Origin of the sequence: Spartinivicinus marinus (assembly GCF_026309355.1) — a bacterium.
GTDB classification, from domain to species: domain Bacteria; phylum Pseudomonadota; class Gammaproteobacteria; order Pseudomonadales; family Zooshikellaceae; genus Spartinivicinus; species Spartinivicinus marinus.
Window position 1 is genome coordinate 848,362 of record NZ_JAPJZK010000001.1, and the last position, 13,618, is coordinate 861,979.

General features: G+C 41.1%; 11 protein-coding genes and 2 tRNA genes. 4 read left to right on the forward strand and 9 right to left on the reverse strand.

The window, feature by feature from the left end; all coding sequences use genetic code 11:
- Positions 1-8: 8 nt before the first annotated feature.
- From OQE68_RS04075 to alaS, 5 genes are all read right to left on the reverse strand, one after another.
- Positions 9-85: transfer RNA gene (locus OQE68_RS04075), tRNA-Arg, on the reverse strand.
- 96 nt (positions 86-181) lie between these two features.
- Positions 182-274, reverse strand: a tRNA-Ser gene (locus OQE68_RS04080).
- A gap of 61 nt (positions 275-335) precedes the next feature.
- Entirely contained in the window at positions 336-521 is a 186-nt protein-coding gene (gene csrA, locus OQE68_RS04085) for a carbon storage regulator CsrA (RefSeq protein WP_163834898.1), read from the reverse strand.
- 240 nt (positions 522-761) lie between these two features.
- Positions 762-1,997 carry an aspartate kinase gene (locus OQE68_RS04090; RefSeq protein ID WP_180571195.1) on the reverse strand — a complete coding sequence of 412 codons (1,236 nt, stop codon included), beginning with the start codon at positions 1,995-1,997 and terminating at the stop codon, positions 762-764.
- Positions 1,998-2,186: 189 nt separating this feature from the next.
- Entirely contained in the window at positions 2,187-4,790 is a 2,604-nt protein-coding gene (gene alaS, locus OQE68_RS04095; RefSeq protein WP_180571196.1) for an alanine--tRNA ligase, read from the reverse strand.
- A gap of 441 nt (positions 4,791-5,231) precedes the next feature.
- Here alaS and OQE68_RS04100 point away from each other — a divergent pair, with 441 nt between their 5' ends.
- The 3 genes from OQE68_RS04100 (at position 5,232) to OQE68_RS04110 (ending at position 8,546) form a co-directional block, all read left to right on the forward strand.
- Complete coding sequence (locus OQE68_RS04100) at positions 5,232-6,758, forward strand: SpoIIE family protein phosphatase (RefSeq protein WP_180571197.1); 1,527 nt, start codon at positions 5,232-5,234, stop codon at positions 6,756-6,758.
- A 99-nt stretch (positions 6,759-6,857) separates the two neighbouring features.
- Positions 6,858-7,568, forward strand: coding sequence for a TIGR01621 family pseudouridine synthase (locus tag OQE68_RS04105; RefSeq protein ID WP_180571198.1), 711 nt, complete (start codon positions 6,858-6,860; stop codon positions 7,566-7,568).
- A 99-nt stretch (positions 7,569-7,667) separates the two neighbouring features.
- Entirely contained in the window at positions 7,668-8,546 is an 879-nt protein-coding gene (locus OQE68_RS04110; RefSeq protein WP_180571199.1) for a tripartite tricarboxylate transporter substrate-binding protein, read from the forward strand.
- Between the two features lie 3 nt (positions 8,547-8,549).
- Here OQE68_RS04110 and OQE68_RS04115 read toward each other — a convergent pair whose 3' ends face one another.
- Entirely contained in the window at positions 8,550-9,083 is a 534-nt protein-coding gene (locus OQE68_RS04115; RefSeq protein WP_180571200.1) for a hypothetical protein, read from the reverse strand.
- 266 nt (positions 9,084-9,349) lie between these two features.
- On the opposite strand from OQE68_RS04115, the gene OQE68_RS04120 reads away from it, so the two are divergent.
- Positions 9,350-9,889: an HAD family hydrolase gene (locus OQE68_RS04120; protein WP_180571201.1), complete on the forward strand. Its 540-nt coding sequence runs from the start codon at positions 9,350-9,352 to the stop codon at positions 9,887-9,889.
- Here OQE68_RS04120 and OQE68_RS04125 read toward each other — a convergent pair.
- The 3 genes from OQE68_RS04125 to OQE68_RS04135 form a co-directional block, all read right to left on the reverse strand.
- The gene (locus OQE68_RS04125; protein ID WP_180571202.1) at positions 9,886-10,611 is read right to left on the reverse strand and encodes a 4'-phosphopantetheinyl transferase family protein; all 726 of its coding nucleotides are present in this window, start codon (positions 10,609-10,611) and stop codon (positions 9,886-9,888) included. The two genes, OQE68_RS04120 and OQE68_RS04125, sit on opposite strands and share 4 nt — an antisense overlap.
- Before the next feature lie 184 nt (positions 10,612-10,795).
- Complete coding sequence (locus tag OQE68_RS04130) at positions 10,796-11,830, reverse strand: M14 family metallopeptidase (protein WP_219340209.1); 1,035 nt, start codon at positions 11,828-11,830, stop codon at positions 10,796-10,798.
- Positions 11,827-13,314 carry a glutamate-cysteine ligase family protein gene (locus tag OQE68_RS04135; protein ID WP_180571204.1) on the reverse strand — a complete coding sequence of 496 codons (1,488 nt, stop codon included), beginning with the start codon at positions 13,312-13,314 and terminating at the stop codon, positions 11,827-11,829. Before OQE68_RS04135 ends, OQE68_RS04130 begins: the two co-directional genes overlap by 4 nt.
- Positions 13,315-13,618: the final 304 nt, after the last annotated feature.

Sequence of the window (13,618 nt, forward strand, 5' to 3'; positions counted from 1 at the left end):
TTCTAAAATGGCGCGTCCGGGAGGATTCGAACCTCCGACCGCCTGGTTCGTAGCCAGGTACTCTATCCAGCTGAGCTACGGACGCACATCTTTGATACTTCATTTCCTATAACAAAACCGCAAACAAAATTGCAGCTCAGCCTTGCCTAAATGAAAGCATCTACAACAGGCAAAAAAACTTTGGCGGAGAGAGAGGGATTCGAACCCTCGATACGGCTACAAACCGTATACTCCCTTAGCAGGGGAGCGCCTTCAGCCGCTCGGCCATCTCTCCTTAGCGACGCGCGAAATAATAACAGATTCGCGCGAAAAGCAAAGTACTTTTTATAAAAAATTTAGCTGCCTACTTTTTCCTCTTTTTCTTTTTGAATACGTTGATAAATTTCTTCACGATGCACAGCAACTTCTTTTGGCGCATTCACACCAATTCTTACTTGGTTGCCTTTAACACCCAAGACAGTTACGGTCACGTCATCGCCAACCATGAGAGTTTCACCAACACGGCGAGTTAAAATAAGCATTACTATCTCCTTCGCTTATTGAGATTAAACAACAACCACAGCTACTTGCAAAGCTATATAATCTCAATGGCTTGTAAATACTGATGTTGCTGCTACTTCTTCTACTACTGAATCAAACCAATTTAGTTAGATGTTATCACTGCTTGCAACAATGATTAAATTTTATACACCCACCTATAAATATAGTGTAGTCGCTAGGTGAGTGTAATCTATGCGTATTTTCACTAAACGCGAGTTTATTTAACCTTCACCACCAGGCACTTGATCAAGTTCAAATGCTGAATGTAATGCACGCACAGCAAGTTCTAGATATTTCTCTGCAATCACGACAGATACTTTTATTTCAGAAGTGGAAATAATTTGAATATTAATCCCTTCTTTTGCTAATGCATCAAACATGGTGGTCGCTACACCCGCATGGGAGCGCATCCCTACCCCAACAATCGATACTTTGGCTATTTTATTATCACCTTCACACTCACTAGCACCTAGCTCTTTAGCCGTTTCTTCCAGCTGCTCCATCGCTTGTTGGTAATCATTGCGATGTACGGTAAAGGTAAAATCTGTAGTCTTATCTTCCGCGACATTTTGAATAATCATGTCGACTTCTATATTGGCACGACTGATTGGGCCTAATATACGAGAAGCAACCCCTGGAATATCCGGAACCCCTTTAACAGTTAACTTAGCTTCGTCACGATTAAACGCTATACCAGAAATCAGCGGCTGCTCCATAGAGTCCTCATCTTCTAATGTAATTAGTGTACCTGGCCCTTCTTTGAAACTATGCAAAACTCGTAGTGGGACACTGTATTTGCCCGCAAACTCTACTGAACGAATTTGCAACACCTTTGAACCCAAGCTGGCCATTTCTAACATTTCTTCAAAGGTGATTTTTTCCAGGCGTCGAGCATTATCTACAACACGTGGATCTGTGGTGTATACACCATCAACATCGGTGTAAATCTGACATTCGTCCGCTTTTAGTGCAGCAGCCAATGCAACAGCCGTTGTATCTGAGCCACCACGGCCTAATGTAGTGATGTTACCTTCTTCATCAGCACCCTGAAAACCAGCCACCACAACAACCCGACCCGCAGTTAAGTCATTGGCAATTTTTTCTCTTTCAATATCTTCGATTCGAGCTTTATTAAACGCGCTATTGGTTTTGATTTTAACCTGGCTGCCTGTATAAGATCTGGCAGGGCACCCCCGCTCGTTTAACGCCATCGTTAATAAAGCAATGGTTACCTGCTCTCCAGTAGAAAGCAAAACATCCATTTCTCGCGGGGTTGGCTTCTGTTGCATTTGACTGCCAAGCTCAATCAGCCGATTGGTTTCACCACTCATTGCCGACACAACAACGACAATATCATCACCCTTCTCACGAAAAGTCTTAACTTTGTCGGCTATTTCTTGGATACGTTCAACGGTGCCTACAGAAGTACCACCAAATTTTTGTACGATTAATGCCATATTACGTTAGTTTTTGCATTCTGCGTTTATAAGTGTGACGAACTAATCAATAACCCAGCTAATATATTCGCTAACGTAGCATAAGCTTTCGGTTCTGAATCATTTCCGTCTTCTTTGGCAACATTAGGGTAAAGCGACTTATTATAAGATGGTTAATCAGTACGCACTACCCGTTTTCAAGTTTTTGCTCTAAAGCTTATTAGCTAGCCAACCCTCAACCGAAGCTAATGCTTCTGCTACTTTTTCTGGCTGGCTACCACCACCACGGGCAAAGTCTGGTCTACCACCACCTTTACCACCCACTTGTTCTGCTACAAATTTCAATAAATCGCCGGCTTTAATTTGACCACATAAGTCTTTAGTAACACCAGAAGCGATCGCCAACTTATCATCAGCGACTTTAATGCTTAGCACTACAACACCAGAACCTAGTTTATTTTTTAACTGGTCAATCGTGTCAGGTAACGCTTTCTGGTCGACACCAGTTAACTCTGCCGCTAGCATTTTTACACCCGATATTTCCTTAACTTGGGCCATTAAGTCATTGCCTGCCGAGCTAGCTAATTTCTGCTGTAATTGGCTGAGTTGTTTTTCCAGCTGGCGCTGGCGATCTAACAAGTCCTGCACTTTAGTTACCACATTATCACGACCGGCTTTCATCCAACTGGCAATAGTCTGCAAATGTTGTTCACTTTGCTTAAGCCAGGCAAAAGCGGCTTTACCTGTTATTGCCTCAATCCGTCGTATACCAGCAGCAATCCCCGTTTCAGCAACAACCACAAACGTACCAATATCACCAGTACGATCTACGTGGGTACCACCACACAATTCCACAGAAAATCCATTGGTTCCCATACTTAGCAGTCGCACTTGCTCACCATATTTCTCACCAAACAGGGCCATAGCACCTTTTTGTTTGGCTGTATCCATATCAGTGATTTCTACCGCCACAGGAGTATTCGCACGTATTTGCTCATTCACAATGGCTTCAATTTGTGCAATTTCTTCTGGGGTAACTGCTTCATAATGAGAAAAATCGAAACGAAGTCGTTCGCTATCAACCATCGACCCTTTCTGCAATACATGATCACCTAATACTTCACGTAACGCTGAATGTAATAAGTGCGTAGCTGAGTGGTTTAACGCGGTAGCCTGGCGTTTTTCTTGATCAACAACCAGCTCTACTTGTTGGCCTACAGCTAATTTCCCTTGTTTTATAGTACCTATATGTAAGTGGTGATCAGTTTCTTTTTGAGTATCCATCACCTCAAACTTACCACCGTCCCACTGTAGTAAGCCTTTATCACCTACCTGGCCACCAGACTCTGCATAAAAAGGGGTTTGATCTAATACTAATACGGCCTGTTGCCCTTCAGTGGCATGTTGCACAGCCTCACCACCCACTAAAATATGACTAATCGTGGCTTGATGGGCCAGCTGTTGATAACCGGTAAACTCAGTTTGCCCATCCAGATTTAAGGCTGCATTGTAATCGACAGTTGCCTTGCGCTTTCTATTCGCATCAGCCGTTTGCTGCATTAAAGCTTCGTAACCAGCAATATCCAGAGTCAGCTCGCGCTCTCTGGCTATATCGTTAGTTAAATCAACAGGGAAACCATAAGTGTCGTATAAGGTAAAAATCGTCTGCCCAGGAATGACCTTGCCTTTAAGCTCCGCAATAACATCCTCAAGAATTCTCATTCCATTATCGAGGGTTTTACTAAACTGCTCTTCTTCTTTTAATAATATTCGCTCGATATGCTGTTTCGACTCTACCAGCTCAGGGTAAGCATCTCCCATAACGTCAATAAGCGCAGTTAGCAATTTATGGAAGAATGGCCCTTTAGCACCAAGCTTATTGCCATGGCGAATGGCCCGCCGGATTATGCGTCGTAAAACATACCCACGCCCTTCATTAGAAGGCAGCACCCCATCACCGATAATAAAGGCACAAGAACGAATATGGTCAGCAATTACTCGTAACGACTTAGCAGAAAGATCGACTCCACCTAATAAATCAGAAGCTGCTTTTAGTAAGTGCTGAAAAATATCGATTTCATAATTACTATGCACATGTTGCATAACAGCAGCAATCCGCTCTAGTCCCATGCCTGTATCAACAGATGGCTTAGGTAGTGGCTCCATTTTGCCATCCACCGTGCGGTTAAACTGCATAAACACCAGGTTCCAAATCTCGATATAGCGATCGCCATCATCGTTTGGCCCACCAGGAGGATCGCCCGCGATATCAGGACCATGGTCATAAAAGATTTCTGAACAGGGACCACAAGGGCCTGTGTCACCCATCGACCAGAAATTGTCTTTTTCTCCCAGACGAGAAAATCGGGTTTGATCTATGCCAATTTCATTAAACCAAATATCTTCCGCTTCTTTATCGTCTTTATAAACCGTGACCCAAAGCTTTTCCTTAGGCAGTTTTAGTTCTACAGTTAAAAACTCCCAAGCAAAACGAATTGCTTCTCGCTTGAAGTAATCACCAAAACTGAAGTTGCCCAACATTTCAAAGAAAGTATGGTGCCTGGCGGTGTATCCCACATTTTCTAAGTCGTTGTGCTTTCCACCAGCTCGAACACAACGTTGCGCAGTGGTTGCCCGAGTATAAGAACGTGCTTCTCTTCCTAAAAACACATCTTTAAATTGGTTCATCCCTGCATTGGCAAATAGCAGGGTTTTATCATCAGCAGGCGGCACTAGGGAACTACTCGCTACAATTTCATGTCCCTGGCGCTTAAAATAATTTAAAAATGCTGATCGTATCTCTGCGCTTTTCATAGTGGCGTCCCATCAGGGCTTAATTAAATATATCTAAACTCATTTATGGCAATGTATGGTGTGTGGTAGCTGCCTCATGAATGACAACCATGAATAACAACCAACCATGAATAAAAACATTGTGCCGCTAGGCAAACACACCCACACATTGCTAAGCAAATATGACAAACGGAGGATTATACAACGATAAGAAGATTTACGTCACTCTCATCCTATTTTGTTATGTAATAATATTCATGATTCAAAAACTCATCCATACGGTATTTCAAAAAGCCTCCGTCAGATAGCGCTATGGCGTAACAGGCACCCTTTAGTATTCCTATTACTGAGGGAATTCACGTCTTATTATTACTCCCCTGCTTCTCTTAATTCTCGCTACACTATTAGCATGTGCACTAATTGATAACCTGGCCCGACTGGCCTGACACAGGTGACAAGGATATGACGCTTAAGTTTATGGATGAGCAACAGCCAGCCAACTTTAATAACATCCGCCAACTAAGACTTAAACTAACAACTATCCTGTCCTCTGCACATTTACCAGACGATGCTCAGCAAAATTTCACTCTCGCGTTTAGTGAAATAGCGACGAATGTGGTCAAATACAGCTCGCCACCAGCGAAATCTATTCAGGTGGTTTTCTTTCAAGATAGCAACCGCTGGGTATTACAAGTTTTCGATGATGGGGGACCATTTAATGACTTTGCCAATAAACTAAAAACTAGTCAGCAGTCGCTAAATTCAGAAGAATTACATGAAGGAGGGGTAGGCTTAGGCATAGTGTCGTCTCGGTTTCCAAGTTTTCAGTATACAGCCGCGCCAGATGAGCAGTCACTTAACTGCTTTGAAATTACCAAGCCATATTCTCCTATTAATAAGCCTTCTGTAGCCATTATTGATGATGATGCTACAACGCTGGCTATTTTAAAGCACTATTTAAAAGACAACTATCAAGTTTCTGTTTACCAAAACCCCAGTAAAGCCGTAACAGATATTACCCGCCACCCCGTCAGTATTGTTATTTCAGACATGGAAATGCCTGGCTTAAATGGCCTGGAAGTACGACAACGATTTGCAGCCAACCAATCTACCAGCCATATGCCATTTATTTTTCTTACTGGGCATGCCGAAACAGAGTTTTCTGCATCTCATGCAGGTATTGATGATTTTTTAATAAAACCAACCAAACAAGAGAAGTTAATCGCAGCAATTGAGCGATCCTTAAGCCGATCTAAACACATCAAAGCCACCTTAGGCGACAAGCTTGATCATGATGTAACCAACACTTTACGTATACAAGTACCACCCAAACTAGGTCAGTTTGAGTTAGCATTAAAAATGGAAGCAGCAACTGCAGGTGGAGGAGACTTTATTTACAAAAGTGCTGATCAACACACTATTATACTTGGCGATGTGATGGGCCATGGCGAACAAGCTAAATTTTTTGCCCACGCCTTTGCTGGTTTTTTTCATGGTTTATTCCATGCCTGCACCCAGCACTACTCTGACCCAGGTGAAATTTTAACTGCTCTATCTAAAGCTGCAGAAAGCAATGATGTTATGCAAGCCACGATAGTCACCTGCTTAGCACTTAGAGTTATTGATGAAAAAACATTATTAATTGCTTCTGCCGCTCACCCTGCACCTTTATTTATCAGTGGTGGTCACATAGAAGAAATTGAGTGCTCCGGGCCACTGCCAGGTTTAATGCCAGAGGTGACCTACCACACAACCCGGGTCGTATTTCACCCTGGCCAGCAATTAGTTCTTTATACAGATGGTTTATTTGAGTCTGCAAAAACACCCAAAGGGCGTAAACAATTAGAAGGAAAGGTAAGAGAAACGTTGCTTGCCAATTGCACCAAACCTGTTGCCCAAGCGATTGATAATGTTTATCAAGCCTTTCAAGCGCAAGCGACAAAACCTTTGCCCGATGATACATCAATCTTAATGATCGGATTAGCCTAGAACTCATTAAGGACACCTCTAATCATTGTTTGCTGTCTCTGGCCTTAGTGAAGAGTATATAATGGTCAGCTTGATAGTTAATGGTTTGTATTACTGATTATGATAGATGTAATTTTCGACCACCCTGATTTTGTTGTTATCAATAAACCTATAGGGGTAAGTGTACATAAAGATGATCAAGCAATAAGCTTTATTCAGAGGTTACAGCAACAATTAAATGAACCTCAATTATATTTAGTCCACCGGCTTGATAAGATTACCTCAGGATTGCTGATTTTAGCTAAAAATACTGATGCAAATCGCCAGCTCTCTTCTGCTTTTCAGCAACGAAAGGTTGATAAATTCTATATTGCTTTAACAGATAAACGACCCAGAAAAAAACAAGGGTTGATAACAGGGGATATGATTCGTTCACGACGCGGCACATGGAAATTGGTGAGAACAAATAATAACCCGGCAATTAGCCAGTTTTTTAGCTACGGTTGTGGCGGCGGTTTACGCTTATTTTTGATCAAACCTTATACAGGAAAAACACACCAGATTCGTGTGGCACTAAAAAGCCTAGGCTCACCTATTATTGGTGACCATTTATATTACCCAAACCCAGACAAAAATATTGACCGCAGCTATTTACATGCCTTCGCCTTACAATTTCGCTACCACGATAAATTAATTCAACTACACTGCATGCCCACCACTGGTCACCTATTTTCATTGGATACAATACAACAACAGCTTGTTCAACTAACCAAGCCTTGGATTCTTAAGTGGTCTAAAATAAAACAAAATAATAAGGAAGCGCCATCTTAGGTTTTTTTAATGAACAAAACTTTACTCACACTGCTTTATTGCACATTTCTCTGTGTGTATAGTAATACGTGTTTAAGCCAAGCGTTCTCACCCCCTAATATGTTAAGAATTATCGTTCCCTATGGGCGTGGCGGAGGCTCAGATCAACTATCACGAGCTATGGGAAATGCAATCCAAAAAGCAACAAAAATTAAGGTGATTATTACTAATAGGCCCGACCGAGGTGGTGCAGAAGCTGTAGACATTTTTGCACGCCTTAAACCTAAAGACTGGGTAATATTACAAGCAACTGACAATCTGATAGCAAACTACATTAATGGTATTATTAAATTACATCCAACTAAAGAACTGATACCAATTGCCATTACACAATTAACCTTTAGTCAGATTTACATTCACCCCCAGAATCCTCATTACAGTAACTGGCAGGAATTTCTTCAATACGCTAAAACCAAACCAACAACCATTGCAAACGTTGGTAACCGTGGTTCAATGGAGTATTTAAGTATCCAGGGGATTGAGTTAAACCTTGGAGTTACTCTCCATCAAAAAAGTTATGATAGACCAAATCACCGCTATCAAGCGTTATTAAATGGTGAAGTGAATGCTTTAATAGAGCAGCCAGGCGATGTTGATATGCTTCTTAATATCAAGTCAATTAAGCCAATACTGACTTTATTAGATAAGCGACCTTTAGTGTTTAAAGAGGTACCCTCCTTACCTGATGTTGGCTTGTCACTCACCCCCCTTTATCGATTTAGAGGTTTTTTTGCCTTAAAAGCAACTCCTAAAAAACAATTAAAATGGCTAGAAACCATTATCAACCAAGCCTGGCAAACACCAGCATTTCAAGCATTTAACAAAGAAAAACACATGCATTTGCTTGATAGTTATATGGACTCAAAACAGGCAACCCTATTTATTAACCAACTAATAGAGACATATCGAAACATGTCAAATAAAACACAAATCAATTAAAATTCACGCTACCTGATAACGTCCATTATAAAACTGATCTGATGCAATTAGAGAAAAAGCATCTTTGGCATCCCATAAAAAACTTTTTTTATCTTGCCACTCCACTGCTCGATGAAACACTAAATGACAAAGATCTGCTGTAGTGTAGCTTGCTTTGATAATATTAAGATGTTTTACTGCCGACCGCATTGCAGTAAAGAACTCATTCCAGCTTTTAGCAGAAATGATTTGTTGGAATCGTGACTCATCAAACTCCATTCCTGGGATAAGTGGTCTACCCAGGCAGTTAAAAAAACTGTCATGCCCTTTAGAAGGTGTGGCTCTCGCTAACAGACATAGCAATACCTGCAGCCCCATTTGCTGCTTTTCTGGCCAGCGTATTTTTTGGGCGACTTTTGTATAAATTAACCACTCTTCATTAAATTCAGCTAAGTCATGAATGTACAACAAGTTTCGCTTTTCATTAAATGCTAACTTGCGGCGCCAATTTAACACATAATATAAAGAAGGTAGATGCATGCTCTTAAAGGTTAACATCCTGTCTCCCCCTTACTTCCACAATGAATGATTATTGAATATATAGTGTAGTAGTCAGCAAGCAGAAGTTTTTCAATTATCCACCAAGAGAGGGTTTATTATTATTATTCATGAGCAGCATGAAATAGGCCCTCTACAACATCATTATTCAATATAAGCCCTCTCTTCATATGCACTTTTTCTTCTAATAACTAAGTCATTTATTGACTGTTATTGCTTATACTTACTAACAAGGGCAACTCTGTAAGCTGTTGAGGTGTGAGGTTATGTCTGACAAGCTGCTTATTCTTGATCTTGATGAAACATTAATTCATGCTGAGCTGGTTCCTCTGGAATTACCACATGCCTTTGTCGCATGTCCTTACTTTATATACACTCGACCTTATCTTGATGAGTTTCTAGCGTTTTGCCAGCAACACTTTAAGCTTGCAGTGTGGACCACAGGCAACCAGCTTTATGCCGATACTATAGTGGCTCATCTGCTTGGTTCAGCAGATCAGTTAGAGTTTGTCTGGGCCAGAGACCGCTGTATTAGCCATTACCATTCTGAACTTGATTGCAATTACTACATAAAAGATCTGAAAAAGGTTAAACGGCATGGCTACGATCTAGAAGATGTACTAGTCATTGATGACTCGCCAGAAAAGCTGGAAAGACAGTATAGCAACCTGATTCCTGTTGCTCCTTACTATGGAGAGCCAGCAGACAAAGAGCTTAAACTACTAATGAGCTATTTAGCTTCAATAGAAGAAGCCGACAATATTCGTTCAATAGATAAACGGAGCTGGCATCAACAAGTGGCTTAGTCGCGCTTGATATTCCATGTTACTGAATCAGTGCAATCCAGTATGGCACTCGCACACCAAGCACCATGAAGCAAAATACTATAAAGATTAATATGACTGTGCGGAAAATTGGCAGGAGGCATAAAACAGAGTTCCTCTGTATTAATTAAACCAAACCCCAGACTATTCATCGGCCACTGACTATTTATCCCTAATCCCATTGCTTTTAGGACCGCTTCTTTATGCGCCCATAACTTAATGAAGTGACTGAATTGCTGGGCTTCTGGTAGCCGTGCTAAATCCCTTTGTTCTTGATCAGTACAAACACGTTTGGCCAGTTTAGGCCATGGCCTGGGTCGGCTAAGTGACTCAACATCAATACCTACTGGGTTCTGTTGGGTAACCAGCAAAGCTAAACAGTCACTACTGTGGGAAAGATTAAAAGACAGTTGAGGGTCTTCAAGCAAACCACTCGCACACCAGTCAATAACCGGTTTACCATACTGGCCAATAGCAAACTGCCATTGACTTGGCTTTAGAGATACATAATAACTAAGCGTTTTTTTTAAAAATACCCTAGCGGCTAAAAACTGTTGTTGCTTTACAGTCGAGCGATAGCGATTTAATCGTGTTAACTCTTCGTTACTTAGCCACTCACTAGGAACTATATGAGCGGTTTGTACTGACTGACAAAGCCAAATATCTACTCGATTTCGATCAACTGTGTTAGCTGCTTTATTCAAAACGGCCTCATATAAACTGCTTATCTAAACTCCTGGGGCTTAATCTCTCGATGGCCGCGCCTAAATAACCCTTCGCTTTGAGTATATACCACTTTATTTTATACCTGAAAATGATTCATGATAGGTATACAACACTGTAAACAGCTAAAAATATATGCTTAGCTAATTACTTTTATCACCACATTTACCCTTGGCAGGTCACGGCATAAAATAAACAATCACTTTTAGCAATGATTGGGTTAGTCGTTATCATAAAGGCTTTCACCGGCTGCTTAGGAAACAGTTGATTACCTTCTACTCGTAGCAATTCCTGAGAAATATCTTTGCCCTCGTGAGAAACCACTTGAAAGCAGTCTATCCCCCTTTCCCCTAACCAACCTAATTGAATATCTGTATCGACGACGCCAAAATTTAAATGCTCAATATTCAGAGGTAACGTAATATCCACACCGTCAACAGGCGCCATGTTATACGCAATCGTTGCATCTGGCTTCAGCTCTATACGCACAGGATTGTAGAGAATTTCTAACTCTCGATCTGTAGCAGAATATTGAAATACATCATCAAGCGACAAAAAGCGATCAACAGACTCTATAGCCAATAGATGTGCCTGTTCATCTTGTGTTCCCCCACACTCAACCGTAATCGTCGGTACATCTTGTTCAGATAACTCCATTAGTGAACCCAAACGTAGATTAGTGACGATTAGCCGATCGACAAAGTGAGAAACCAGCGTCTGATGAGCCAAGTCATTGCAAATACTCACTGCAAAAGCAGGCCCAGAGCCTGATGTATTATGAATATCAATTAAACACTCTGGCTGCTCTTCCTTTAAAAAGTCTAGAAATGATTTCGCCACATGCCCTGGATAATCATCAAAAGGCTCCTTAAAACAACGGTTCAAATCCCTCTCATCAGGTAAGTGACGATAAAAAAATCTTGGATGCTCCAGTGCAGCAGTGACAGCACCAACAAAAAACACTGTATTTACTGCGGGTTGTTTTCCCGACTTAAGCCAATTAAAAACGGCATATAATCCTGATGGCTCATTACCATGCAATAGTGTGGATATAACTCTAGTACGGCTGTCATCCAATCCTGATAATTGAATAATAGTTGGCTGCTTTAAACGTGAAAGAAACTCATCAATGGAATGACCAATTTCTTCAGGGTCAGGCTGAGTCCATACGTTTATTAGTGATGATGTGCTTTTATTCATGGTGAAATACTCCATTCACAAACTGGCTTGCCACTCCGGTAGCCTTGAATATAGCTAGCTAACATTTCCGCAAATGCTTCTTCTCTATTGAGGGACTTTAATAAATGATTAGTCACTAGGCGTTGCCATTTTGCACCACAAATACGCTGTTCAATACGCCCTTGCATCACATTCATCAACCGCTTTATTTCAGTATGACATAGTGCTGTTGTCTCCAGTGCATGACATGCTTTTGGCAACAAGTGCTTAGCTATATGCAATACAGACTCTTCATGCAGATGAACCTGTGTTTTTGCAGGCCAAACCAAACGCGCATCCATACCATACTTAGCAGCTCGATAAAAATTATGCTCAGCATAATTAAATGGTAAAACAGAAGTTAAGTGTTTAATATCAGGCAATACAGCCATAGCACATCCTATGGCAAACAGTGCATTTGCACTCATATCTATTAACGTTGGTCCAGCCGGCAAAGAACGCATTTCGATACGCAAATGCCCACCATCAGCATCATCATATATTGCTCGGTTCCATTGCCAAGTCGTGCCTTGATGAAGTCGTAATTCTTCTAATTTAGGTGTTTTTCCTGCTGCTAAACTCGCATGAGGATTCTCTTCACCAATAACAGGAATAATCGGTGGAAACAATGCTGCTGAAGCCGCAAATAATTCCCAAGCGCTTTCCCTTACCCAGCCATTACCAAAAAATACTCGCGGCGGATGACGCCAACTTTGTTCATGGGATGAACGACTATCGATAGATTGCTTAAACAATGCAATGCGCGTTTCGGCCCACAAATGATGGCCAAATAAACTGGGTGAATTCGAAGATAAGGCTAAAACAACGGGTGTTACCAACTGGACAGCATTTAAGTAATCTGCATATTGACTGGTAGGTACTCGCCAATGCACTTGAAAAGAAGTACTTGCCCCTTCTAGCGTAACATCATCAGTCTCTAATTCAATAGGCTCCTTACCATCAATTGCAATCTTAAAAGGACCACCGCGCATTTTACACAAGGCATGGGAAAGTGCCCGATATCTTGGAATATCGGTCATTGTTTGATCATGAAAATCTTTTTTAGTTAATGTTGGCAGAATACCTATTGGTATAACTTGCCCCCTATGTGGTGTTGCGGCTTCGTCTATTTTTTTTATTGCAGTGTTCAACTCCTGTTCAATCGCCATAAAAGGAGAGCCGCTATAAGGCTGAGGAGTTAGGTTATACTCTAAATTAAAGCGATTAAGCTCTACCGTTAATTGAGGGTCTTGAAGTAAAGCATTAATTTCCATGTTAATAGGCAAGAGCTTACGTTGATGATCAACAATATAAAACTCTACTTCAGCACCCAATGATGCTTGACCTACCCCAAAATCTGGGTCAGACAATAGCTTTTTAAGTACATCTAAGTCATCACGAACCTTTTGCTCAAAAAGCACAAAATCTTGATTTGAAAAAGTGTCTGCTTCAATTGAAAGCCCCATCGTTATCCCTAACTTATAATTATGTTCAAATTATTGTAACAATTATAGCATCACAATAAATTACCCTTATAATCAGTATATACCTAGCCATCGTCGAGTGACGAGACCCAATTTATTCTCTAGCTACAATATTACTTTTCCTTGACATAGGCCCATTATGCCTAAAAAGAAGCACTCAAAATAATTCACATCAGTTGCGGTAGTAGCAAAACCAGCTAAAACCAGGATGCTTTCAGAAGTTGCCACGCTGGCAGTAAAATAACGCGATGCTCGACTTTTAATAACTTGAAATGACAAACCCTAA